Raw genomic sequence first — 24319 nt, 5'->3', positions numbered from 1 at the left:
CCGATGGAACTGGGGGTTCTTGCCGCGCTCAATGCCGAACGGACCGCGCGCCGCGCCACGATCCTGGTGACCGATGTCGCGAGCGGCGTGCAGAGGCTGGTGAAGACCGGCGACATGGCTGCCGACCCGCTGGCCGAGGCACTGGACCGGCAGCTGCGCATGGCCAAGAGCGGCATGGTCGAGGCGGATGGCAGGTCCTGGTTCCTCACCGTGCAGGCGCCGCATCCGCGCGTGATCGTCACCGGCGCCGTGCATATCTCGCAGGCCATGGCGCCGATGGCGAAGCTGCTGGACCTCGACCTGGTCATCGTCGATCCGCGCACGGCCTTCGCCACGGCGGAGCGCTTTCCGGATGTAAGGTTGCTGGCGGAGTGGCCGGACGAGGCGATCGCGACGCTTGGGCTGGATGCCTACACGGCCTTCGTTGCGCTGACGCACGACCCCAAGATCGACGATCCGGGGCTCGAGGCGGCGCTGCGCTCGGACTGCTTCTACATCGGCGCGCTCGGCAGCCGGAAGACGCATGGTCGGCGCCTCGAACGGCTTTCGGCCGCAGGCTTCGGCGAGGCCGACACCGCCCGCATCCATGCCCCGATCGGCCTCGACATCGGCGCGGTATCGCCGGCCGAGATCGCGCTCGCGATCCTCGGCGAGATCGTCTCCACGCTGCGCGGACCGCGCCGGAAGCCGGCATGAAGTTCGGGCCCGTTCCCGTCGCGGAGGCGGCCGGCTGCATCGCTGCTCATACGGTGCGCGCCGGCGCGGCGATCGTGAAGAAGGGCGCTGCGATCACGCCTGCCGATGTCGCCCGGTTGCGGGAGGCCGGGCTCTCGGAAGTCGTCGCTGTGCGGCTGGAGGCCGGGGACATCGGCGAGAACGAGGCCGCGACACGGCTCGCGGCTGCGCTGGCCGGGCGCGGGGTCGTGACGGAAGCGGCCTTCACCGGCCGCGTCAATCTCTTCGCGGCGACGCCGGGCGTGCTGACCATCGATGCCGACGCCATCGACCGGCTCAACCGGGTCGACGAGGCGATCACGGCCGCGACGCTGCCGCTGATGAAGCCGGTCGTCGCAGGCGAGATGGTCGGCACTGTCAAGATCATTCCCTATGGCCTGCCGGCGACGCTGGTCGAGGATGCGCTCGCGGGTCTTCGCGCGGCGAAGCCGGTCGCGGTCTCGGCCTATCGGCCGCTGGCGGTCGGGGTGATCTCGACGCTGCTGCCGGGGCTCAAGCCTTCGGTCGTCGACAAGACGCTACGGGTGATGGCCGAGCGCCTGGCACCCGCCGAGGCCAGGGTCGCGGCGGATCTGCGCGTGCCGCATCAGGAGGCTCCGCTGGCCGAGGCGATCGCTGCGCAGGCAAAGACCGCGGACATGGTCGTGGTCTTCGGCGCCTCCGCCATCACCGACCGGCGCGACGTGATCCCGCAGGCCTTGCTGGCGGCGGGCGGGCGCATCGAGCATCTCGGCATGCCGGTCGATCCGGGCAACCTGTTGCTGATCGGCGAACTCGCGGGGAAGCCGGTGCTCGGCGCGCCGGGCTGCGCCCGCTCGCCCAAGGAGAACGGTTTCGACTGGGTGCTGCAGCGCTTCCTCGCAGGCATCCCGGTGACGCGCGACGACATCCAGGCGATGGGGGTGGGCGGACTGCTGATGGAGATCGTCTCGCGGCCGCAGCCGCGCGCCCCGGCGCATCTGGAAGCCGCACCGGTGGCGGGATTGGTGCTGGCGGCCGGCCGCTCAACGCGCATGGGCGAGGCCAACAAGCTGCTGCAAACCGTGCGCGGCAAGCCGATGCTTCGCCATGCGGTCGAGGCGCAACTCGCCTCCTGCGCAAGGCCGGTGATCGTGGTGACGGGCCATCAGCGTGAGGCGGTCGCGCAGGCACTGGACGGGCTCGAGGTCCAGCTCGTGCACAATCCCGATTTCGCCAGCGGCCTCGCCGGCTCGGTCAAGGCCGGGCTCGCGGCCCTGCCGGAGACGGCAACCGGCGTCGTCGTCTCGCTGGGCGACATGCCCAATGTCACCAGCGCAGTGATCGACCGTCTCGCGCAGGTTTTTGCCGAGAGCGCGGAGGCCCTTGCGGTGGTGCCGACATTGCTCGGGCAGCGTGGCAACCCCGTGCTGCTGTCGCGCGCGCTCTTCGCCGAAGTCGCGAAGCTGGACGGAGACCAGGGCGCGCGACGCTTGCTCGATGCGGCGGGCGAGGCGCTGATGGAGGTGCCGCTCGATGACCCCGCCATCGCGCTGGACATCGATACGCCGGAGGCCCTGGCGGCGGTGAAAGGTTAGTGCCTCAGCGCTGCCAGTGGAGGCCGAGCGTGGCGTAGGCTTCCGAGGGGCGGTCGCTGGTGCTCTGCCAGCCGCCCGAGAGGCGCCAGCTCAGGCCGAACAGCCGCAATCCGGTCAGGTGAAGGCCGAGGCGAAGCTTGCCGTATTCGCGCTCGCGAAAGGCTTCGATCTCTGGTCCGAGGTAGAGATCCCCCACACCCATGTCCCGGGGCAGCAGCCAACCGGGCGCGACGCGGCCCCAGAGGCGGCCGTTGATCGTCGAGACGTAGAAGCTGGCCTGCAGCATCGTGCCGGTGAGCGGCGTCATCCAGAGGTCGCCGTGAAGGCGCGCTCCGTAGCGGTTCAGGAGAACGGAGCCGGCAGCGGCCTCGTGCTGCTCGCCTTCATAGTCGGTGCCGCCATACAGCGCGAGAAAGGTGCTGCCGATCCGCCATTCATAGCCAAGCAGGGACTGCGCCTCGCCCTTGTAGGTGGTGCCGTGCGGTCGCCGCGCTTGCGTCTCTTCCTGCGAGACGCCGACCTTGACCATGAGCCGAAAGCCGCTGTCGGCGAGGCCGCCGGTCAGCGCCTTCTTCATCCCGATTGCGGCGAAGGTCTTGGCCGGGCCGGCTTCGAGCGAGGCGAACAGAACGGTCGAGAGTGGCAGACGCTCTTCGCTCTCCTCGCCATTAGCGAGGGCGGGCGGTGCGAACGCCACCGCCGCGACGGCCGCGAGCCTCGCTCCAGCGATCACACGCCCATACGCCACGCACGCCCCCCAGCGCACAGCGTCCCGGCAGGCCGCTGTCGGGCCGGATTGCAGCAGGGCGCGGCGATGCTTGCAAGCTTTTGTTAACCAGAAGCGCGCAGCTTTTCCGAGAAGATGCTAAGCTTTCACCATATGCCGACGACGGGAGAGGGCCATGGCCGACTCCGACTTCCTCAGGCAACTGGCTGGATATGGTCTGACGACGGCAACGATCCTCTATCGCATGCCGGATCACCCTGCCGTCCTGCAAAGCTATATCTGGCAGCAATACGACCTCGCGCCGCGCTTTCCCCTGCTGCACGGTTTCCTCGACTTCTGGAAGCGCGAGCTCGATGGCCCGCTGCATTCGGTGACGATCGCGCATTCGCGGCTGATCCGGCCGGCCGAGTTCGTCAACGTCAACGGCGTGCTGACGCTGCATTGACTCCGGCTCCCGTCCGGCGACCCGTCGTTTTTGGCGCCGCGCCCCCGCATTGGCGCGGGTTGTTGGCCGCAACCGGCGCATGCTAGATCGACGCATCCTTTCGGATGCTAAGTGTCGATCTATCTCCTTGTCTTAGCGTCGGATTTTTTTGAAGAGCGCGTTCCGCTTCTCGATCCGATGCTTGAGGCGCGTGCTCCCCTCCGGGCCGGCTTGATCCCGTGTCATCACCCCTGCGCACGTCCGGTCTCCTCATCGCGCTGGCGGCGCTGCCGGGAGAGCGCATCGCGGTAGGCTCGATCATCGCCGCGCTGAAGGACCGCGCCTACGCGCTGCTCGTCGTCCTGCTCGGCCTGCCGAACTGCCTGCCGATGCCGCCGCCGATCCCGCTCGTCTGCGGCCTCGTGCTCGCCTCGGTGGCCGTGCAGATGCTGGCCGGGCGGGCCGTGCCCTGGCTGCCGCAGGCGCTGCTCGCGCGCAGCATCGCCAAGAAGGACCTGTCTCGCGCCGTTGCGCGGGCGGTGCCGGTGCTGATCCGGCTGGAACGCTTCTCGCGGCCGCGGCTGACGATGCTCGGCAGCGCCTCTGCCATTCCCGTGCTCGGCGTGGTGATCCTCGTGCTGGCGCTTGGGCTCGTGGTGGCCGCGCCCTTCATCGGGCAGATCCCGCTCGGCGTCGCGGTCTGCCTGGTCGGCCTTGGACTGGTGGAGCGCGACGGGGTGCTGATCATCGCCGGGGCCGCCGTCGGCGTGCTCGGCCTCGCCCTCAGCGCTGGCTTCGCCTACGCCATCTTCAGCGGAATCCACGGCCTGTTCTTCTGACGCAAGCCGTCAGGCGGCCTCGAGCGCCTCGGCGAAGGGGCTTTCGAGCGTCAGGAGCCGGTCGATCTCATCGGCAGGAACTGCCTTAGAGAACAGGAAGCCCTGCAGCTCGTGGCAGCCGATCGCCTGCAGGAAGCGGTGCTGCTCGGCCGTCTCGACGCCCTCGGCGCAGACGCGCAGGCCGAGCGCCCGTCCGAGATGGGCGATGGAATGGACAAGGATCGCGGATTCGCCCGTGGTCTCCATGTATTCCAGGAAGGAGCGGTCGATCTTGATTTTGTCGAAGGCGAAGCGTCGCAGATAGATAAGGCTCGAATAGCCGGTGCCGAAATCGTCCAGCGCCAGGCCGACGCCATGGGCGCGCAGGTCCATCATGGCCACCTCGGCCGCATCGGCATCGTCCACGACCACGCCCTCGGTCAGCTCGAGCTCGAGCTGCGCCGGATCGAAACCGGTTTCGTCGATGATGCGGATGACGTTGGCGACGAAGTCCTTGTGGCGGAACTGGATCGGCGAGACGTTGACCGCGAGCCGCAGGCCGGGCCAGCGCTGGGCCTCCATGCAGGCGCGCCGCAGCACCCATTCGCTCAGCGGCACGATCAGGCCGCGCTCCTCGGCGATGTCGATGAACTCGGCCGGCGGTACCATGCCGTGCTGCGGATGGTTCCAGCGCACCAGCGCCTCGACGCCGACGATCGTTGCGCCGTCGACCGAGACCTGCGGCTGGTAGTGCAGCACGAGTTCGTCCTGGGCGATGGCGCGGCGCAGATCGTCCTCGACCATCCGCTTCAGGGCCAGCGAGCGATTCATCTGCGGCTCGAAGAAGGAATAGCGATTGCGGCCGCCATTTTTCGATTGATAGAGCGCCGTGTCGGCCAGCCGCAGCAGGTCCTCGCGCTCGGTCGCGTCCTGCGGGGCGAGCGCGATGCCGATCGAGCAGCCGATCGTGGTCGTGACGCCCATGATGACGAAAGGTTCGGTCAGGCTCGCGAGGATGCGCTCGCCCAGCGCGACGCAGCCTGCCGGGAAATGCCCATGCGTCTGGATGATGCCGAATTCGTCGCCGCCGATGCGGGCGACGGTGTCGCCGCTGCGCACGACCTTCGACAGCCGTTGCGCGACCTGGCGGATCAGCTCGTCGCCGGCCGTGTGGCCATAGGTATCGTTGACGGCTTTGAAACGATCGAGATCGATCAGCATGACGGCGAGGCCCGCGCCGGAACGGTCGAGCTGCGCCAGGGCCTGGTCGAGCCTCACGTCGAAGGTGCGCCGGTTCGGCAGCAGCGACAGCTCGTCCTGCCCGGCCAGCCGCTGAATCTGGCTTTCGCGGATGGCGATCTGATGCGCGGCGCTGCGCAGGCGGTGGACGACGAAGGCGAAGATCGCGGCGAACAGCAGGCCGACGCCGAGCAGGGCCCAGACGAACTGGCGCAGCATGGCATCGCCCGGCCTGTCGGGCGACCAGGTCAGCCAGGCCCGGGTCGTGCCGTCGGCGGAGGGCAGGGCTCGCCTGGAGAGTGGGTCGGCCGGCATCTCGCCGACGATGCGGATGTTCGCGACGCGGTAGCGCTCGGACAGGTCGGCCAGCGCCGTGTCGGACAAGCGGCGATAGCCGACGATCTTCAGAGGCCCGAGCAGTTGCGCGACCAGCGATCCGGCGCGCGGGGGCACGTCCATCACGATCAGGCTGATCGCTTCGAATCCGTCATGAGCGATGGCCCATGAGGCGGTGCCCGGACCGCCGCGGGCATCGGACAGTTCCCGCATCGGCGATGCGGCGCGGTCCATCGTGCCGGGAAGCGACGAGATGATGTGCTTGAGACCGTCATAGCCTGCCTGGCCCGCGGGGGCGTCGCCCTCGATGCCGGCGAAGACGACGCCGGAGGGCGAGACGACATAGGCCCCGTCGAATTCGAGGAAAAGGCTGCCGAGGCGGGAGAAGGCCGATTGCAACGCCGCCAACGGGGCCGGGCCGGCAAAGGAACTGTCCAGACTGCTGCCGGCGGTCAGGCTTCGGAAACGCAGTTCGCGTAGGCGGATCTGGCTTTCGATCGCCGCATCGATACGCTCACGCTGGCGCACGGATTCAAGCCGATTGGCATCGCTCGTGATCGCGATGATGACCGCCGCCGCGGCGGCCAGAACCATGAGGAAGGCGCAGCCGAGGGTCGCGACAGAGCTCTTCAGCATCCGCGCGGAAGCATCCGCGTTGGTCAACTTCGCGACGAACGGCGACGGCATCAGCAGTCCCAAAGGGGCCTCATGGACGCGGAACATCGCAAGGGAATCTTGATATCCCGTTGACGCAGTTACGCAGCCGGAGCTTTTCTCAGGCTGACTTCGGCGCGTAGGGCGGCCTTGGTATGGCGGTGTGGGCAGCGCGTAGCGCCGCCGACCAGCGCTCGCGCAGGTCGTGGAAATAGGGCTCCCCGGCCTCGATACGGCGGATGAGCTCCGGCTCGTCCGCATCGCGGCGCAGCACCATCAGGTCGATCGGCAGGCCGACGCCGATATTGGAGCGCATGGTCGAATCCATCGAGATCAGGCCGATCTTCAGCGCATCGTAGAGATGGGTCTGGTAGGTGATCGCCCGGTCGAGAATTGGCTTTCCGTATTTGTGCTCGCCGATCTGGAGGAAGGGCGCATCGACGCCGCACTCGATGAAGTTGCCGGCGCCGTAGACCATGAAGAGCCGCATCGCCTGGCCCTTGATCTGGCCGCCGAACAGCATCGAGACATCGAACTTGACGCCAGCCTCCCGCAAGGCGTCCCCGTCTTCCGCATGGACGTGGCGGATCGCGCGGCCGACCAGCTGCGCCGCGCGGAACATCGACCCCGCGCTCCGCAGCGTGTCGATCTCGCCGGTTTCGGCGTTCGGCAGTCCCTCATGCAGGATGCTGACGACCGACTGGCTGATGGAGAGGTTTCCCGCCGTCATCAGGCCGAAGGTCCGGTCGCCGGGCCATGAGAAGACATGCAGCTTGCGGAAGGTCGAGATGTCGTCGAGCCCGGCATTAGTACGGGTGTCAGCGATCATCACAAGCCCGTCCTGGACGAGAAGTCCGGCGCAATAGGTCAAGGCACTGTTCCTGCTTTCGCGTCCCGTTATCGCGCGGTGTCTCGCACATCGTGCGGGGCGCGGCCACCCGGTGCGACGCCGTGCCACCCGCTGGCAAGCCTCACTGCTCGGTGAGGCGAGAGCCGTCCTCGCGGGCGCTGATCCGGACGGCCAGCGCCTCGCCGTCGCCGCCGGCGCGGGCACCGCGTGCGGGAGCGGCACCGGAGAAATCGAGCCCCGTGGCGACACGGACATGCGTGTCGGTCGGGCACAGGTTGTTGGCGGCGTCGAAGCCGATCCAGCCGTAGTCGTCGAGATGGATCTCGGCCCAGGCATGGGCGCCGTTGGCGTGGCGCAAGCTCTCGGATTGCGCGACATAGCCCGAGACATAGCGCGCCGGCATCCCGAGATGGCGCGCGCAGGCGATGAAGATATGCGCGACGTCCTGCGCGATGCCCTCGCTCGCGGCGAAGGCGGCGGCCGCGCCGACGCCGGTGCGCTCGTCCGTCTCGATGCAGGCCACCCCGGCATGCAGGGCTTCCATCAGCGCGTGCATCTGCGAGAGCGGGGTTCCAGCCGCGTGGGTGGCCTCGGCTGAGAACCTGCGCAGCGCCTCGTCGGGAGCAGTGAGAAGGGTCTCGCGCCGGAAGACGTCGACGGGGACGCGCTCGGCCGTGCCGCGCAGGACGCCGGCGAGATCGCTCGTCTCGATCAGGCCATCGACCTTGATCGCCATTTCCGCGATCGGCCCGTCGGCCGAGAAGCTGTGCACGATGTTTCCGAACGCGTCCTGCGTCGCGCGCAGGCGGCCGTCGACAGTCGGCTCGATGCGCCAGGACATGACGTGCTGGCCGTCATGGTCCCGCGGGGTTAGCCGCAGGATCTGCGTGATATGCCGGGCGGGCTCGGCATAGGCGTAGGCGATCGAGTGGGATATCCGGATCCGCATGGCTGCCAGGTTGTGAGGGGCTGCCCCGTTTCGCTTTTGTCTCTTAACCGCCGCTGCCGCATGAAGCGAGCCCGCGACGCTGGTTTATTGCAGATACTGCTCGAAGATGGTGCCGCCGAGGCGGTTGTTCTCGGTGATGAAGTCCTCGATGAACTCGTGCAGCCCGTGCTGGAAGATGTCGTCGATGCTCGTGTTCGAGAGATTGGCGAGCGTCTTGCGGGCCTGGCGCTGGGCCGGGCCGTGCCGGCCATAGGAATCGCCGAGCTGGTCGAGAAAGCGCGAGATGTTCTCGTAGCAGGCTGCGAGCGAGCGCGGCATGCGCCGGTTCAGGATCAGCAGGTCGGCGATCAGGATCGGCTTCACCGCTTCGCGATAGACCCAGTGATAGGCGGTCAATGCCGAGACTTCGCGCAGCACCGTCGTCCACTGGAAGTAATCGAGCGAGCCGCCGACCTGCTCGTTCGCCGGCAGCAGGACATGGTACTTCACGTCGAGGATGCGGGCGGTGTTGTCGGCGCGCTCGATATAGACGCCGAGCCTGGAGAACCAGTAGCCGTCGTCGCGCAGCATGGTGCGGTAGGCCGAGCCGTCGAAGACCAGCGACACGTTCTTCACCCAGTCGAGAAAGCGGGCGAATTCCTCGCGGTCCATGCGCTTCTTCTCGAAACGCTGAAGCTCGAGCCAGGCGCCGTTCAGCGCGTCCCACATCTCGGAGGTCAGCGCGGTGCGGACGCCGCGGGCATTGGAGCGGGCGAGCGCGAGGCAGTTGCGGATCGATGACGGGTTGTCGGGGTTGAAGGTCAGGAAGTCGCAGACATTGCGTTCATTGGCCTCGCCATAGGCTTTCGCAAAGGTGTCCTCGCAGCCGGCGGTGGCGACCGCGCTCTGCCATTCGCTGCCGGCGCCGCCATAGGAGGAGGGCAGGTTGGAGAGCCGCATCGTGGCGTCGAGGATGCGAGCGAGATACTCGGCCCGCTCGACATAGCGGGAGACCCAGTAGAGGCTGTCGGCTGTGCGCGAGAGCATAGTCAGTTCGGGCCTTTTCGCGACGAGGCGGGACGTATCCGACGGGCGGCGGGTATCATGCATCGAGCACCCAGGTGTCCTTGGTGCCGCCGCCCTGGCTCGAATTGACGACGAGCGAGCCTTCCTTCAGCGCGACGCGCGTCAATCCGCCCGGCACGCAGGAGATGCCGTTGGCGCCCGAGAGCACATAGGGCCTGAGGTCGACATGGCGCGGCGCGACACCCGAGGCGACGAAGGTCGGGCAGGTCGAGAGCGCCAGCGTCGGCTGGGCGATGAAGCCTTCCGGCTGCGCCTTGAGCTTGCGGCGGAAGGTCTCGATCTGCGCCTTGTTGGCGTGGGGCCCGACGAGCATGCCGTAGCCGCCCGAGCCGTTGACCTCCTTGACGACGAGCTTCTCGAGGTTGTCGAGCACATAGGCGTTGGCGTCGGGCTCGCGGCAGCGCCATGTCGGCACGTTCTTCAGGATCGGCTCCTCGCCGGTGAAGAACTTCACGATCTCCGGCATGTAGCTGTAGACCGCCTTGTCGTCGGCGACGCCGGTGCCGACGGCGTTGGCCAAGGTGACGTTGCCGGCCTTGTAGGCGCCGATCAGCCCGGGCACGCCCAGCACGGAATCGCCGCGGAAGACGAGCGGGTCGATGAAGTCGTCGTCGATGCGGCGGTAGATCACGTCGACGCGCTTCGGCCCCTGCGTGGTCCGCATGTAGACCACGTCGTCCTTGACCAGCAGGTCGGAGCCTTCGACCAGCTCGACGCCGAGCTTGTCGGCCAGGAAGGAGTGCTCGTAGAAGGCAGAATTGAACTGGCCCGGCGTCAGCAGGCAGATAGTGGGATCGGAGGAGGCGGTGCGCGGCGCGACCGAACGCAGCGTCGCCAGCAGCTGGTCCGGGTAGTTGTCGACCGGTGCGACGCGGTGCGTGGCGAAGAGCTCCGGGAAGAGCCGCAGCATCACCTCGCGATTCTCCATCATGTAGGAAACGCCGGACGGGGTGCGGGCATTGTCCTCCAGCACATAGAAGGTATCGGCATCGACGCGCACGATGTCGATGCCGGCGATGTGGCAGTAGATGCCGTGCGGCACGGCGAAATCGACCATGTCGAGCTGGTAGCAGGCGTTCCGATACACCAGATCGGGCGGGATGATGCCGGCCTTGAGGCATTCCTTCGGCCCGTAGACATCCGCCAGGAACATGTTGAGTGCGGTGACGCGCTGGCGCAGGCCTGCCTCCAGTCTGGTCCATTCCGGCTTGGTCAGGACGCGCGGGATGATGTCGAAGGGGATCAGCCGCTCGGTCGATTCCTCGTCGCCATAGACGGCGAAGGTGATGCCGATGCGGCGGAAGAACAGCTCCGCCTGGCTGCGTCGCAGCGCGAGCATCTCCGGCGGCGCTTCTTTCAGCCAGCGGTCGAGTGCGTCATAGGCCGGCCTCAGTTCGGCTCCCGATCCGGTCATCTCGTCGAATGCGGCCATGCAGGCGTCTTCCCCCGTTTCGAGCAGCCTATGCGCATTCGCAAGGCTACGGGAAGGGGGACATTGGTCAGCCGTGCGGCGGGACCTGCCTCATGGTTGAGCAGAGATCATTTCGCGATTTCGAGCCAGAGCTTCAGCGCTATGGCGTTGTTGTGATCCTCGTCGCGCGCGGCGTAGAGCAGCGTCACCGGGCCCTGCGCCAACCTCTGGCCGAGGATGTCCAGCGCCGCCTGCGCCTTCGTGCCGCCAAGCTCGGCCGCATAGGCGGCGCGGAACTCGTCCCACCGGTCTGGCCGGCCGTGGAACTGGCGGCGCAGATCGTCGCTCGGCGCGAGATCCTTCAGCCAGACATCGATCGCGGATTTCGCGATGCCGCGGGGCCACAGACGGTCGACCAGGATGCGGGCGCCGTCCGTCTCCGACCGCGGCTCGTAGATCCGCTTGACCGAGAGCCGGGCCAGATCGGGCCGCGTCATATCAGGCCGAGGCCACGGAAGCTGACATGGCCGTCGCGGCCGACGATGACGTGGTCATGGATTTCGATGCCGAGCGGTTTGGCTATGTCGACCAGTTCGCGGGTCATCCGCATGTCGGCGCCGGACGGTGTCGGGTCGCCCGAGGGGTGATTATGCGCGAGAATCACCGCCGAGGCCGAGAGTTCGAGGGCTCGGCGCACCACCTCGCGCGGATAGACCGGGGTATGATCGACGGTGCCGGTCTGCTGGACCTCGTCGGCGATCACGGCATTCTTCTTGTCGAGGAAGAGGATGCGGAACTGCTCGCGCTCGGCGAAGGCCATGGTGGTGCGGCAATAGTCGAGCACGGCGGACCAGGACGACAGCACCGTGCGCTTGGCGACGGCGCCTTTGGCCATGCGGTGCAGGGCGGCCTCGACGATCTTGAGGTCGAGCGCCACGCCCTGGCCGACGCCCTTGATCTCGGTCAGCCGCGAGGCCGGCGCCCCCAGTACCTCGGCGAAGGAACCGAAGCGCCGGATCAGCTCCTTGGCGAGCGGCTTGACGTCGCGCTGCGGGATCGAGCGGAACAGCAGCAGTTCGAGCAGTTCGTAATCGGGCAGGGCATCCGCCCCAGCCTCCTGGAAGCGGTCGCGCAGGCGCTCGCGATGGCCGTGATAGTGAGGGGCGGGAGCGGCGGCGTCTGCCGCGGGCGGGGCGGGCGCTGCCTTGCGGCTCATGCCGTCCCCCGCCTGCTCGGTCATTGCCGGGCGAGCGGATTGTCGCGCCCGGCGGGCGAGAGCGTGAAGATCTCGCAGCCGGTTTCGGTGACGCCGATCTGATGCTCGAACTGGGCCGAGAGCGAGCGGTCCCGTGTCACGGCCGTCCAGCCGTCGGACAGCACCTTCACCCCCGGCTTGCCGAGATTAATCATCGGCTCGATGGTGAAGACCATGCCGGGCTTCAGCTCGATGCCTTCGCCGGGGCTGCCATAGTGCAGGATGTTCGGCGTGTCGTGGAAGAGCTGGCCGATGCCGTGGCCGCAGAAGTCGCGCACCACCGAACAGCGTTCGGCTTCCGCGAAGCGCTGGATGGCGTAGCCGATATCGCCGGTCGTATTGCCGGCGCGTACCGCCTTTATGCCGCGCAGCAGGCATTCATAGGTGATCTCGACCAGCCGCTCCGCCTTGCGGGGAATCTCGCCGACCCCATACATCCGGCTGGAATCGCCGTGCCAGCCATCGACGATCAGGGTGTAGTCGATGTTCAGGACGTCGCCCTCGCGCAGGGGCTTGTCGTCGGGAATGCCATGGCAGACGACGTGGTTGATAGAGGTGCAGATCGACTTGGTGTAGCCGCGGTAGAACAGGGTCGCCGGATAAGCACCGTTGTCCATGGCGAACTGATAGGCGAGGTCGTCGAGGCGCTGGGTCGTCACGCCCGGCTTGACGTGGTCGATGAGCATGTCGAGGCCCGCCGCGGTCAGGCGGCCGGCCTTATGCATCGCGGCGAAAGCCTCGGGGCCATGAATCTTGATGGCGGGCTCACGCATGCGGCCTCGCCCCAATGTTTCTTCGAAGGTCATTTCGCCGGACAGCTCCTCGCCGACCATATCTATTGGCTTTGGCCGCAGGCGCAAGCCGCATCCCGCCCGGTGGCCGGGAGCCGGCCGGATCGCGCGGCACCGGCGACTGCTCGTCCGGCTGGCGCCGGAGCGCGGCCGGGTGTATCAGGCTGGCGCAATGGCCATCATCGAACAGTCCCAGGCGGAGGACAAGCCGTACGGCACCTTCGCGCCGCGCCGCGGTCTCTCGCGCATCATCGCCTGGACGCGCAGCGCGTCCGACAACTTCCTCGGGCGCAAGATCGCCTATGCGCTGCGCCGCCTCGGCGTGCGTTCGCTCGACGGCAGGCCCGTCGACATCGAATCGCTGGGCGCGAAGATGCGGCTCTATCCCGACGGCAATGTCTGCGAGAAGCGCGTCCTTTTTACGCCGCAATATTTCGACTCGCCGGAGCGAAAGCTCCTGGCGGAGCGCCTGCGCGACGGCTTCCGCTTCATCGATATCGGGGCCAATATCGGCGCCTATTCGCTCTTCGTCGCGGCCAAGGCCGGGCCGAGCGCGCGGATCCTGGCGGTCGAGCCCCAGCCGGAGGTTTTCGCGCGGCTTTCCTTCAACATCGCCCAGAACCCGTTCGGGACGGTCAAGGCGGTCGCCTGCGCGCTGGCCGACAAGCCGGGCGAGCTGACGCTGTTCATCGACCCGACCAATCGCGGCGAATCGAGCGTTCGCATCCTGCGTTCCAGCGCCGGCAGCACGGTGCGGGTGCCGGCGATGACGCTGCTCTCGCTCGTCCAGAACGAGGGTTATGAGCGGCTCGACGCGATCAAGCTCGATGTCGAGGGCGCGGAGGACCTGATCCTCGAGCCGTTCCTGCGCGATGCGCCGGAAAGCCTTTGGCCGGGCTTCATCATCGTCGAGGATTCGCGCCAGCGCTGGCAGAGCGACCTTCCTGCCCTGCTCGAGCGTAGCGGCTATGCGTTGCTGGCCCAGACGCGTCTCAATCTCGTCTACGAGCGCAAGGTAGCGACGCCATGAACAACGATCGAACCCGCCGTCCTACCAGTGCCCGAGACCGGGCGGAGCAGCTGTTCAAGCCGGCCGCGCCAAAGCCGGCGGCGCCACCGGCGAAGGCGAGGCCCCTCCCGGGGACCCGGGAAATGGTCACGCTGCGGATCGACAGCGAGGTGCTCGCCTATTTCCAGGACGGTGGCCCGGGCTGGCAGGATCGGATCAACGATGCGCTGCGGCACGTCGCCAAGGTGTCCTCGCCGGACGAGGGGATGAAGCCCGATGAGCTCAACTCATCGAATGATGGCTGAGTGACCGGGTAGTGTTGGGCTTCGTCCCGCTGGTGCCGACGGTGACGGCTCGCTGACCGCCGACGGCGCCTGCCGGATCGAGGCCGGTCTTGGCAAGCTTCCAGCTAGGCCGCGTCGCCGCCCGGTCCCTGCGTGCATGACGGCGTGCAGTCGGGGCGCTTGAGCCGCTGCCGGCAAACCCCTAGCTCTAGAAGCCGAAGCGGTGCGGCGAAACGATCGCGTGCCGCCGAAGCCAGGAGCCGGCCATGACTGCGAGCGATGCGAGTTCTACCCCGGCGATCGTCACGGCCGCGATCCTTGTCATCGGCGACGAGATCCTGTCCGGACGGACGAAGGACAAGAATATCGGCTATATCGCCGAGTATCTCACCAATATCGGCATCGAGCTTCGCGAGGTCCGCATCGTCGCGGATGTCCAGGAGGAGATCGTCTCCGCCCTGAACGGGCTGCGTTCCCGCTACGGCTATGTCTTCACGACGGGAGGTATCGGCCCGACCCATGACGACATCACCGCGGATTCGGTCGCGGCGGCCTTCGGGGTCCCGATCGAGCTCGATCCGCGGGCGGTCGCCATGCTGTCCGAACGCTTCCCGGCCGACCAGCTCAACGAGGCGCGGCTGCGCATGGCACGCATTCCCGTGGGCGCCGAGCTCATCGCCAATTCGGTCTCGAAGGCGCCGGGCTTCAATATCGGCAATGTCTATGTGATGGCGGGCGTGCCCTCGATCATGCAGGCGATGCTCGACGTTGTCGCGCCGACCTTGACGACGGGGGTGAAGATCCTGTCGGACACCGTCCGGGCGGGCTTGCGCGAGGGGGATATCGGGACGGCGCTGGCTGAGGTCGCCAGGATGCATCCGGATGTCTCGATCGGCTCCTATCCGTTCTTCTCGGACGCCGGGCCTGACACAAACGTCGTGGCGCGCTCGCGCGATCCGGAGAAGCTGCGCCGGGCGATGGACGCTATCAAAGACATGCTCGCCGCTGAGCAGGCAAAATTGAGCTGATGTCCTTGGGGCATGCGATGAACTTAATCTTAGTTTATTCCGCCTTGTGGTCAGTACTAATCGTTTTCGTTCTTGATTTTGATCAATTTATCTGCGTCGTCGTATTCGACGGGTGAATTCTTTATTCTGCTGCGGCGATTATTCCAGATTGGTGCGCTTCTAAAGAGTTCTTCAATTTTCGCGTGCAAATTTCACGCGTCGCGTGGGTGTCCCGCGATCCCTTCGATTCTGCAGCCCTGCGGGTGCGGTGCGGACGGGCGGCCTGCAAGGGCGGCGCAGGGCGCCGCCTTCGACGAGAGGGGACGCATGTCGCTGTTTTCGAAGCGCTTTTCGGGCGGCGCCGCGGCGCGGCAGGTCATCGCCATCAACCGCTCCCAGGCCGTGATCGAATTCGACCTCACCGGCCGCATCCTCGATGCCAACGAGAATTTCCTGTCGGTGACAGGATACGCGCTCGCCGAGGTCAAGGGTCAGCATCACGGCATGTTCATGCCGGCCGACGAGCGTGAGGGCGCGGCCTACAAGCAGTTCTGGGCCGATCTCGCCAGGGGTGAGTTCCGCAGCGGGCAGTTTCTCCGCGTCGGCAAGGGCGGCCGGGAAGTCTGGATTCAGGCGAGCTACAACCCGATCCTCGGCGCCGGCGGCAGGCCGGTCAGCGTCGTGAAATACGCCGCAGACGTGACCGAGCAGAAGAATCGCCTGGCCGATCTGGAGAGCCAGCGCCGGGCGATCGACAAGGCGCAGGCGGTCATCGAGTTCGATCTCACCGGCAAGGTGCTGCACGCCAACGAGAATTTCCTGGCGGTGCTGGGCTATGCGCTGCCGGAGATCGTCGGCCAGCATCACCGCATGTTCGTCGACCCGACCGAGCGCGAGACGGCGGACTATAAGGCGTTCTGGGAACGCCTCGGCCGCGGCGAATACGATGCTGGCCAGTATCGCCGCATCGGCAAGAGCGGGGGCGAGATCTGGATCCAGGCGAGCTACAACCCGGTGATCGATGCGCGCGGCAGGCCCTACAAGGTGGTCAAGTTCGCCTCCGACATCACCGCGAGCTACAAGGGCCAGCAGCTCGAGGCCGCGGTGCGCGAGACCGGCGAGGTCATCGCCCGCGCCAAGGACAAGGACCTGACCGGCCGGGTCGGGCTCGAAGGCAAGGCCGGCGACGTCGCGGCGCTCTGCGCCGGGGTCAACGACCTCATCGAAACGATGGCCGGCATGGTCGGCGCGGTGCGCGACATATCGGGCCGGATCGATGCGGCCTCGGCCCGAATCTCCGCCGACGGTGCCCAGTTGGCGGAGCGCACCGAGGCGAATGCCGCGAGCCTGCAGCAGACCGCAGCCACGACCGAGGAACTCGCGGCGTCGGTCAAGCACAGCGCCGGCAATTCGCGCATGGCGGTCGCGCTCGGGAACGAGGCCAGCGGCGTCGCGGCGCGCGGCGGCGCGATCGTCAAGGAAGCCGTCGGCGCGATGGAGCGCATCGAACAGGCCTCCTCGGGCATCTCCGAGATCATCGCGATGATCGACGAGATCGCCTTCCAGACCAATCTGCTCGCGCTCAACGCGGCGGTCGAGGCGGCGCGGGCGGGCGATGCCGGGCGCGGCTTCGCGGTCGTGGCGTCGGAGGTGCGAGCGCTGGCCAAGCGCTGCGGCGACTCCGCCAACGGGGTCAAGGCACTGATCGCGAACTCCACCAGGCAGGTCCAGGTCGGCGCTGGGCTGGTCAAGGATGCCGGCACGACCCTGGGCGAGATCGTCGAGGCGGCCTCGAGGGTTGCGGCGACGGTCGGCGAGATCGCCGAGGCGACGACCGAGCAGTCCAACGGCATTGACGAGATGGCGCGCACGGTCGCGCATATGGACGAGCTGACCCAGCAGAATGCGCTGTTCGCCGATCAGAGCGCCAAGGTCGCGCAGGACCTACTGCGGGACACAGCGACGCTGAACGGCATGGTTGCGGCGTACAGACTTGGCGGGCAAGTGGCACCGCAGGCCGAGCCACGCATGGAACGGCAGGCTTCGGCAACCGGCACGCCGAGCTACAGGACCAAGCGTTTCGTCGTCGGGGGCAGTGCGTCCGGCTGGACCGCGTTTTGATAAAGCAGAAGCGGCGCCGCTTCTGGGGATGGCTGCCGCATCGCCTCTTGCCAGCGGCGCGCCGATAGGGTTTCCGACTGGGCAGGGCGCGTTTGCGCCGCCATCTCAGCCCGGAGCCCAGCGCCATGGCCGAACCGACGTCCAACAAGGCCTTTCCCGTTTCGTGGGACCAGTTCCATCGCGATGCGCGTGCGCTCGCCTGGCGCCTGGCGGAGAAGGGGCCCTTCGAGGCGATCGTCTGCATCACCCGCGGCGGGTTGGTTCCGGCCGCGGTCATCTGCCGCGAGCTCGGCCTGCGGCTGATCGAGACGGTCTGCGTCGCGAGCTATCACGACTACAAGAACCAGTCCGAGCTTCGGGTGCTGAAGGACGTCGCGCCCTCGATCAAGGCGATCGGCGACGGCAAGGGCAAGGGCGTCCTCGTCGTCGACGACCTGACCGATACCGGCAAGACCGCCCGCGTGGTGCGCGAGATGCTGCCCAACGCCCATTTCGCCACCGTCTATGCCAAGCCGGCCGGCGTGCCGACGATCGACACCTTCGTCACAGAGGTCAGCCAGGACACCTGGATCTATTTCCCCTGGGACATGGGCCTGTCCTATGTCGAGCCGATCGCCAAGGACCACAAGGGCTGAGGCGCGGCGGAGCTCCCTGCGTCGGCCCGTCGCCTCCGCGCGACAGGCGTTTCATTGCAACCGGGCCGCCAGGGCTTAGTTAGAGGTGCAGACGACCCGCCAGCCGGAGCGAAACCAAGCATGGCCGAAGCCGACAGGACCCCGCCGCCATTCGATGCCGCAGGCGCGCGGATCACCTTGTTCAGGGGGCTGCTTCAGTCCGTCTCCCGCCACGGCAAGGCGCGGATCGCGCTGGAGGACCCCGAGCGCAAGCCACTGAGCTACGGCAATCTCGTGCTCGGCGCGCTGGTGCTGGGACGCAAGCTTGCCGCCCTTACCAGCGCGAAGGAGCATGTCGGCGTGCTGCTGCCGAACATGCAGGCCATGGCGGTGACGCTGTTCGGGCTCACCGCCTATGGGCGCGTGCCGGCGCTGCTGAACTTCACGGCGGGTGTGAAGAATCTGCGGGCCGCCGCGGAGCTCGCGGAGCTGAAGACGATCGTAACCTCGCGGCGCTTCGTCGACCAGGGCAAGCTCGACGACGAACTGGAGGCGCTCGGTGAGGGCAGGCGGATCGTCTATCTCGAGGATGTCCGGAAGCAGATCACGAGCCTCGACAAGGCGCTCGGCGCGCTGGCGAGCCTTGCGCCGGGGCTGGTGCACCGCTCCCATGAGGCTGCGCCGGACGCCCCGGCCGTGATCCTCTTCACCTCCGGTACCGAGGGCAAGCCGAAGGGCGTGGTGCTGAGCCATGCCAACCTGGTCTCGAATGCGCGACAGGTCTTTGCGCATGCGGCCGGGGCGATCTCGGAGCGGGACGTCTTCATGAACCCGCTGCCGGCTTTCCATTCCTTCGGGCTGACGGCCGGGCTGATGGTGCCGCTGCTGCACGGCATGAAGTGCGTGCTCTATCCGAGCCCGCTGCATTACAAGCAGGTGCCGAAGCTGATCGCCGAGACCGGCGCCACCTTCCTGCTCGCGACCGACACGTTCCTCCAGGGATATGCGCGCGCTGCGGACGCGGACGACCTCAAGAGCGTGCGCTATGTCGTGGCGGGGGCCGAGCGGGTCAAGGCGGAGACGCGCCGGATGTGGGGGCCCTACGGCACGACGATCCTGGAAGGCTATGGCTGCACGGAGTGCTCGCCGGTGATCGCCGTGAACACGCCGAAGGCGATGCGCGAGGGCAGCGTCGGGCAGCTCCTGCCCGGCATCGAGGCGCAGCTCCATCCGATCGAGGGCATCACCGAAGGCGGCCGGCTCTGCGTGCGTGGGCCGAACGTCATGGCGGGCTATCTCAGCGCCGATGAACCGGGCCGGATCGTGCCGCCGGAGGATGGCTGGCACGACACCGGCGACATCGTTGCGCTGGAGGAAGGCTTCGTGGTCATCCGCGGGCGCGCCAAGCGCTTCGCCAAGCTCGGCGGCGAGATGATCTCGCTGGCGGCGGTCGAATCGATGGTGTCCGGGCTGTGGCCCGACCAGAACCATGTCGTCGTGGCGCTGCCGGATGCGCGCAAGGGCGAACAGCTCGTGCTCGTCACCGAAAAGCCGGATGCCGAGCGCGGCGTCTTGCAGGAAGCCGCCCAGGCGCAGGGCTTTCCAGAGCTCTGGGTGCCGCGCGCCATCCTGGTGACGCATTCGATCCCCGTGCTCGGCAGCGGCAAGATCGACTACGGCGCGACGCGGGAGCTGGCTGCATCGCGGCGCTCGCTGCTGTGAGGCCACAATCATGCGTATGTTGCACCGCATGATGACACTCTCCGCCATCTCGCTCGCGGCGGCCTTACGCGCCGCCGCGCTCGCACCTGCGCTGTTCTTCGCCGCCCCGTCCGATTCGATCGCCCAGGCGGAGCGAGCGGCTCAGGGCGTGGTCTATGAGCGGCGCGACGAGTGCATCGCGGGTGGGCTGCTGACGGCGCAGCAATGCGAGTTCGCCTATCGGAACGCCCGGGCCGAGTTCGAGCAGAAGGCGCCGCGCTATGCATCGCGGGCGCTGTGCGAGCGCAGCCACAAGCGCTGTGGTGCCCAGATGATCTCAACCCGCGGCTGGGACAGCTTCGGCAAGGGCGGCGCGACCTATGTGCCACGCTTCACCGGCGTTCGTGTGACGGGCGACGGGGTTACGCGGCGTGCTTTGCCGGTGGTCGAGGGCGGCGGGCGCATCGCCTTTGCCGGGCGGCCCGTCACGGAACTGCAGGACAAGGTGGCCGGCCGGCAGGGCACGGTCGGGCAGGCGGCCTCGCGCGGCGGGCAGGGGCATGGTGCCCAGCAGGGCGGCCCTTACGTGAAGCGCGGCGACCGCGACGACACCGTGCGGGTGCCTATGCAGCAGAAGGCGATCGGCTCCGACGTGGCGCCCGGCCTCTATGTCGATCCCGATGGCGTCGAATGGTACAAGCCGGCCCGGCGCCATTGAGCTTTCGCGGATAAGCCTCTGCGGCGCTTGCGTGTCGGCCGTCGCGCCGCTACCGCTCTCATCAGGCGGACGTGGCGAAACTGGTAGACGCAAGAGACTTAAAATCTCTCAGCCGCAAGGCTATGCGGGTTCGATCCCCGCCGTCCGCACCAGATACGCCGGGCCGATGCGGGACCTGCCGGCGTCAAGCTCCTGTCACCTCGCGAGCCACGAAGAACGCATCGGCTACGCGTCAGCGCGGTGCGCCGGACGATCGCTGCCTGGTGCTCGGGCCGGCATTTCGCGCACGCTCACGCTGCCGATCGAAGGAGTTTTCACGCTGGAAGCGCTGAACCTCCGCCCAGCGGCGTCGGTTGTCCTCGGCGTTCCGGCGCAGAGCCTCGCGCCGGGCCTGGTCTCTTTGCTGGTAGATCCTGTTCGATTCGCGGAGCCTCGCGCTGTCCTGCTGCGAACTGGGCGACCACGTGCGCTCCTGGCGGAGCACGATCTGCGCTTCGGCATCGGAGACGAAGCCGGGGAAGGGCAGGCCCAGAACGGGCATTGCGAGACCGACGCCGAGCGCAGCCGCGCGCAGGAAAGGAATGAGACGCATGGGGAGTTCCTCGTTGAAGCGTCGTTAGACAAACCTGCGAGCCGGCGGCGCGCATCCCCCGAACGGGTGAATTCGGGAGGATCGCAGCGGGCGCGGTATGGCGGGGGCGGGATATGCGGGGGCTGGATGGGGAAGCATGGCGGCGGAGCGCCGGCTGACCGACCTGATGCCCCGCTGCTCGGCGAGGCATCCTGGCAGGAGTTCCTCGATACGCTGAATGCGTTCGTGCCCGGCGGGATTTCGACGTTTTTCTTCCACGACGAGAGGACGCAGGCCGGCGGAATACCCCTGGCTTCGGCACTGCAACCGAGCACGGCAGAGGACTACGCCGATTTCCTGCAGCGGCGCGACATCAAAGCGGGAATCGGCGCGTCCGGTCGGATTCGAAGTGTCGATCTATCTCCTTGTCTTGGCATCTGATCTTCCCGAAACGTGTATTCTCACTTTTCGGTCCGATGCGTCAGCGCTCTGCCCGCCGCCTGAACACCACGCTCAGATTGTTCGCCGGCATCTCGATCACCTCCGGCTCACCGAAGCCGGCTTCCGTCGCCAGCGCGGTGACATCGCCGAGGTCGCGCAGGCCCCAGGCCGGATTGCGCTCGCGCAGGCTCGCGTCGAATGCGGCGTTGCTCGGCTCGAGTTCCCGGCCGGAGCGCCGGAAGGGGCCGTAGAGGATCAGCGGCGCTTCCGGAGGCAGCAGCCGGCCGGCCTGACGGAACAGGCCCTGCGCGGCGGACCAGGGCGCGATGTGGATCATGTTGATGCACAGGATCGCCGCAGGGTCGAGCGCCGGCCAGGACGGGGCTGCGGCGTCGATCAGCAAGGGCTGGCTGATGTTGCGGGCGCCGCTTTCGGCGATCCAGGCTTCGATGCTTCGCAGCGCTTCCGGGCTGGGGTCACTCGGCTGGAAGGTCAGTTCGGGGAAGGCGCGAGCGAAGTGCACGGCATGCTCGCCTGAGCCGCTGGCGATCTCGAGCACGAGCCCTGTCGCCGGCAGCGCCTCGCGCAGCACCGCAAGGATCGCGTCACGGTTGCGAGCGGCCGCGGGAGCGCGCAGGCGGGGGTCGGCGGCTGCGGCGCCGGTCGGTTGCCAGGGGGAGGGCGGAGCGGCCTTCATATGTCGTTTCCCAAATCTTTCGCCTGCCCCATCGCCATAATGGGAACATCCGCTATAAGGAGGCTCGAAGCGACCCGCCAACAGTGCGGCCTCGCATGGCACGGACTGCTTTGTTAACCGAGATATTGATCGTCGTGGCCCTGACCGTGATCAACGGTCTTCTTGCCATGTCTGAGCTCGCTGTCGTCTCATCCCGCCCGGCCCGTCTCAAGGTACTCAGCGATCAAGGCAACAAAGGTGCGTCCGCCGCGATGCGCCTTGCCGACAATCCCGGACGCTTTCTGTCGACCGTACAGATCGGCATCACGCTGGTCGGTGTTCTGTCCGGCGCCTTTTCGGGCGCGACGCTGGGTGCACGCCTGTCGGAATGGTTGATGACGCAGGGTTTCACCCCCGCGGTCTCGGACGGCCTGGGCGTCGGCCTCGTGGTCGTCGCCATCACCTATCTGTCGCTGATCATCGGCGAACTCGTTCCCAAGCAGATCGCGCTGCGCGATCCCGAGCGGGTGGCGGCTCGCGTCGCCCCGGCCATGCGGCTGCTCGCCACGATCGGCGCGCCGCTGGTCTTCCTGCTCGACGTCTCGGGCAAGGCCGTGCTCGCGCTGCTCGGCCACAAGGGCGAGTCGGAGGAGCGCGTCACCGAAGAGGAAGTTCGCACCATCATCGCCGAGGCGGAGACCGCTGGCGTGTTGGAGCGCGACGAGCGCGAGATGATCTCGGGCGTGATGCGCCTCGCCGACCGCTCGGCACGGGCGCTGATGACGCCGCGCCGCGAGGTCGAGGTCATCGATCTGACCGACAGCGCCGACGAAATCCGCGAACAGCTGCGCGCCACGCGCCGCTCGCGCCTGCCGGTCCAGGACGGCGAGGCGGATTCGATCGTCGGCGTCGTCGTGGTCAAGGAGCTGATCGACTTCCTCTCCAAGGGCGAGAAGCACGACCTGCGCAGCCTCGTCAGCGAGGCACCGGTGGTGATGGACACGACCGGCGCGCTGCATGTGCTGCGCGAGATCCGGGCCTCGCGGGTCCATATGGCGCTGGTCTTCGACGAATACGGGCATTTCGAGGGTATCATCACGCCCGGCGACGTGCTGGAAGCGATCATCGGCGCCTTCCAGGAGGAGGAGACCAGCGAGCCGCCGATCGTTCAGCGCGAGGACGGCTCCTGGCTCGTCGCGGGCTGGATGCAGGTCGACGAGTTTTCGCATGAGCTCGGCGTCCACATGCCGCGGGATGCCGACTTCCAGACGGTCGCCGGCTTCGTGCTGGCCGAGCTCAACCATCTGCCCAATGTCGGCGAGGTCTTCGAGAAGGGCCATTGGCGCTTTGAGGTCGTCGATCTCGACGGCCGCCGGATCGACAAGATCCTGGTCAGCCGGATCGATTGATCCGGCTCTCGCCGTTGACGGGCGTCGTCGCGCCATGGTGTAATCCCGACAAGGGGTTTATCGCGACGACCCCGTGAGGCTTCGGCCCAAGGTTCGCGTCCATGGTCCTCAATTGAAGGGATGGACGCCATGTCTTCCAACATCGAGATCACTGTTTCCCAGCTCGGGCGGCTGCTCGGCCTGCCCGATGGCCCAGCCCTCGTCGACGTCCGCGACGACGAGGATTTCGCGGCCGATCCGAGGCTGCTTCCCGCCTCAGTGAGGTTGGGCCATGCCGCGGTTCCGTCATGGGCCGCTGCCTATGTCGGGCGCCGCGTCGTGGTGTCGTGTCAGCGTGGCCTGAAGCTGAGCGAGGGCGTCGCCGCCTGGCTGCGCCATCAGGGAAGCGAGGCCGAGATCCTTGCCGGCGGATTCGAAGCCTGGCGTGATGCCGGCCTGCCGCTGATCCCGGCCGCGCAGGTGCCGCAGCGGGATGCGGCCGGCCGCACGATCTGGGTGACCCGCACGCGGCCCAAGGTCGACCGCATCGCCTGTCCCTGGCTGATCCGGCGTTTTGTCGATCCGGCCGCGGTCTTCCTGTTCGTCTCGCCTTCCGAGGTGGAGGGGGTCGCGGAGCGCTTCGGAGCGACGCCCTTCGATGTCGAAGGCGTGTTCTGGAGCCATCGCGGCGCTCTCTGCAGTTTCGACGTGATGGTCGAGGAATTCGGCCTCTCCACACCGGCTCTCGACCGACTGGCTTTGATCGTGCGTGCTGCCGACACCGCGACGCTCGATCAGTCACCGCAGGCCGCAGGGCTGCTGGCCGCGTCATTGGGCCTGTCGCGCATGTTCAGGGATGATCTCGAGCAGTTGAACGCCGGCATGCTGCTTTATGACGCGTTCTATCGCTGGTGCCGGGATGCAACCGAAGAAACCCATAACTGGCCTGCGGGCCGCATTCGGGCGCAGGGCCGCTGAC

24 protein-coding genes and 1 tRNA gene are annotated in these 24319 nt (G+C 67.4%); 15 read left to right on the top strand and 10 right to left on the bottom strand.

Features of this window, described 5'->3' with window-relative positions; genetic code table 11:
• Positions 1 to 3: 3 nt before the first annotated feature.
• A complete protein-coding gene (locus ASE63_RS21975) occupies positions 4 to 696 on the top strand; it encodes an XdhC family protein (protein ID WP_056806660.1) in 693 nt (230 codons plus the stop codon).
• Positions 693 to 2291, top strand: coding sequence for a molybdopterin-binding/glycosyltransferase family 2 protein (locus tag ASE63_RS21970; RefSeq protein WP_056806656.1), 1599 nt, complete (start codon positions 693 to 695; stop codon positions 2289 to 2291). Before ASE63_RS21975 ends, ASE63_RS21970 begins: the two co-directional genes overlap by 4 nt.
• 4 nt (positions 2292 to 2295) lie before the next feature.
• Here ASE63_RS21970 and bcsS read toward each other — a convergent pair whose 3' ends face one another.
• Positions 2296 to 3039 (bottom strand): cellulose biosynthesis protein BcsS, encoded by a 744-nt coding sequence (bcsS, locus tag ASE63_RS21965; protein WP_156410541.1) that lies wholly within the window; start codon positions 3037 to 3039, stop codon positions 2296 to 2298.
• 154 nt (positions 3040 to 3193) lie between these two features.
• Here bcsS and ASE63_RS21960 point away from each other — a divergent pair, with 154 nt between their 5' ends.
• Positions 3194 to 3463 carry an usg protein gene (locus tag ASE63_RS21960; protein WP_056806649.1) on the top strand — a complete coding sequence of 90 codons (270 nt, stop codon included), beginning with the start codon at positions 3194 to 3196 and terminating at the stop codon, positions 3461 to 3463.
• A gap of 218 nt (positions 3464 to 3681) precedes the next feature.
• Positions 3682 to 4281: an exopolysaccharide biosynthesis protein gene (locus ASE63_RS21955; RefSeq protein ID WP_056806646.1), complete on the top strand. Its 600-nt coding sequence runs from the start codon at positions 3682 to 3684 to the stop codon at positions 4279 to 4281.
• 9 nt (positions 4282 to 4290) lie between these two features.
• On the opposite strand, the gene ASE63_RS21950 is transcribed toward ASE63_RS21955, so the two are convergent.
• The 8 genes from ASE63_RS21950 to map form a co-directional block, all read right to left on the bottom strand.
• On the bottom strand, positions 4291 to 6471 hold the full coding sequence (locus ASE63_RS21950; protein WP_156410540.1) for an EAL domain-containing protein: 2181 nt from the start codon (positions 6469 to 6471) through the stop codon (positions 4291 to 4293).
• Positions 6472 to 6610: 139 nt separating this feature from the next.
• Positions 6611 to 7360, bottom strand: coding sequence for a hypothetical protein (locus tag ASE63_RS21945; protein ID WP_056806640.1), 750 nt, complete (start codon positions 7358 to 7360; stop codon positions 6611 to 6613).
• Between the two features lie 100 nt (positions 7361 to 7460).
• The gene (locus tag ASE63_RS21940) at positions 7461 to 8288 is read right to left on the bottom strand and encodes a transglutaminase family protein (protein WP_056806637.1); all 828 of its coding nucleotides are present in this window, start codon (positions 8286 to 8288) and stop codon (positions 7461 to 7463) included.
• Positions 8289 to 8372: 84 nt separating this feature from the next.
• Positions 8373 to 9314, bottom strand: coding sequence for an alpha-E domain-containing protein (locus ASE63_RS21935; protein ID WP_056806634.1), 942 nt, complete (start codon positions 9312 to 9314; stop codon positions 8373 to 8375).
• A 55-nt stretch (positions 9315 to 9369) separates the two neighbouring features.
• Positions 9370 to 10785, bottom strand: coding sequence for a circularly permuted type 2 ATP-grasp protein (locus ASE63_RS21930; protein ID WP_056806632.1), 1416 nt, complete (start codon positions 10783 to 10785; stop codon positions 9370 to 9372).
• 107 nt (positions 10786 to 10892) lie between these two features.
• A complete protein-coding gene (locus ASE63_RS21925) occupies positions 10893 to 11261 on the bottom strand; it encodes a DUF488 family protein (protein ID WP_244491533.1) in 369 nt (122 codons plus the stop codon).
• Positions 11258 to 11980, bottom strand: coding sequence for a DNA repair protein RadC (radC, locus tag ASE63_RS21920; RefSeq protein ID WP_056807436.1), 723 nt, complete (start codon positions 11978 to 11980; stop codon positions 11258 to 11260). Before radC ends, ASE63_RS21925 begins: the two co-directional genes overlap by 4 nt.
• Before the next feature lie 20 nt (positions 11981 to 12000).
• The gene (gene map / locus ASE63_RS21915; protein WP_348271373.1) at positions 12001 to 12792 is read right to left on the bottom strand and encodes a type I methionyl aminopeptidase; all 792 of its coding nucleotides are present in this window, start codon (positions 12790 to 12792) and stop codon (positions 12001 to 12003) included.
• Between the two features lie 190 nt (positions 12793 to 12982).
• On the opposite strand from map, the gene ASE63_RS21910 reads away from it, so the two are divergent.
• From ASE63_RS21910 to ASE63_RS27555, 9 genes are all read left to right on the top strand, one after another.
• On the top strand, positions 12983 to 13840 hold the full coding sequence (locus tag ASE63_RS21910; RefSeq protein ID WP_056806626.1) for an FkbM family methyltransferase: 858 nt from the start codon (positions 12983 to 12985) through the stop codon (positions 13838 to 13840).
• A complete protein-coding gene (locus ASE63_RS21905) occupies positions 13837 to 14124 on the top strand; it encodes a BrnA antitoxin family protein (protein ID WP_056806623.1) in 288 nt (95 codons plus the stop codon). Before ASE63_RS21910 ends, ASE63_RS21905 begins: the two co-directional genes overlap by 4 nt.
• 245 nt (positions 14125 to 14369) lie before the next feature.
• Positions 14370 to 15131: a competence/damage-inducible protein A gene (locus tag ASE63_RS21900; protein ID WP_056806620.1), complete on the top strand. Its 762-nt coding sequence runs from the start codon at positions 14370 to 14372 to the stop codon at positions 15129 to 15131.
• Positions 15132 to 15437: 306 nt separating this feature from the next.
• Positions 15438 to 17231 carry a methyl-accepting chemotaxis protein gene (locus ASE63_RS21895; RefSeq protein WP_056806617.1) on the top strand — a complete coding sequence of 598 codons (1794 nt, stop codon included), beginning with the start codon at positions 15438 to 15440 and terminating at the stop codon, positions 17229 to 17231.
• A 125-nt stretch (positions 17232 to 17356) separates the two neighbouring features.
• Positions 17357 to 17866 carry a xanthine phosphoribosyltransferase gene (gene gpt / locus ASE63_RS21890; protein ID WP_056806614.1) on the top strand — a complete coding sequence of 170 codons (510 nt, stop codon included), beginning with the start codon at positions 17357 to 17359 and terminating at the stop codon, positions 17864 to 17866.
• Between the two features lie 120 nt (positions 17867 to 17986).
• Positions 17987 to 19567: an AMP-binding protein gene (locus tag ASE63_RS21885; protein ID WP_056806612.1), complete on the top strand. Its 1581-nt coding sequence runs from the start codon at positions 17987 to 17989 to the stop codon at positions 19565 to 19567.
• A 10-nt stretch (positions 19568 to 19577) separates the two neighbouring features.
• Positions 19578 to 20264: a DUF1190 domain-containing protein gene (locus ASE63_RS21880; protein WP_082610191.1), complete on the top strand. Its 687-nt coding sequence runs from the start codon at positions 19578 to 19580 to the stop codon at positions 20262 to 20264.
• A 65-nt stretch (positions 20265 to 20329) separates the two neighbouring features.
• A tRNA-Leu gene (locus tag ASE63_RS21875) sits at positions 20330 to 20416 on the top strand.
• 14 nt (positions 20417 to 20430) lie between these two features.
• Positions 20431 to 21276, top strand: coding sequence for a hypothetical protein (locus tag ASE63_RS27555; protein WP_156410539.1), 846 nt, complete (start codon positions 20431 to 20433; stop codon positions 21274 to 21276).
• A 40-nt stretch (positions 21277 to 21316) separates the two neighbouring features.
• Here ASE63_RS27555 and ASE63_RS21860 read toward each other — a convergent pair whose 3' ends face one another.
• Positions 21317 to 21973, bottom strand: coding sequence for a DUF938 domain-containing protein (locus ASE63_RS21860; RefSeq protein ID WP_056806600.1), 657 nt, complete (start codon positions 21971 to 21973; stop codon positions 21317 to 21319).
• A 125-nt stretch (positions 21974 to 22098) separates the two neighbouring features.
• On the opposite strand from ASE63_RS21860, the gene ASE63_RS21855 reads away from it, so the two are divergent.
• Together ASE63_RS21855 and ASE63_RS21850 are read left to right on the top strand one after the other, a co-directional pair.
• Positions 22099 to 23361 carry a hemolysin family protein gene (locus ASE63_RS21855; protein WP_056806598.1) on the top strand — a complete coding sequence of 421 codons (1263 nt, stop codon included), beginning with the start codon at positions 22099 to 22101 and terminating at the stop codon, positions 23359 to 23361.
• 129 nt (positions 23362 to 23490) lie between these two features.
• Positions 23491 to 24318, top strand: a complete 828-nt coding sequence (locus ASE63_RS21850) for a sulfurtransferase/chromate resistance protein (RefSeq protein ID WP_056807430.1) — start codon at positions 23491 to 23493, stop codon at positions 24316 to 24318.
• The last annotated feature ends 1 nt before the right edge of the window (position 24319 follow it).

Source organism: Allobosea sp. Root381, assembly GCF_001429395.1.
Lineage (GTDB): Bacteria > Pseudomonadota > Alphaproteobacteria > Rhizobiales > Beijerinckiaceae > Allobosea.
Note: the sequence above shows the minus strand (reverse complement) of the source record. Positions and strands in the feature narration are given on the sequence as shown.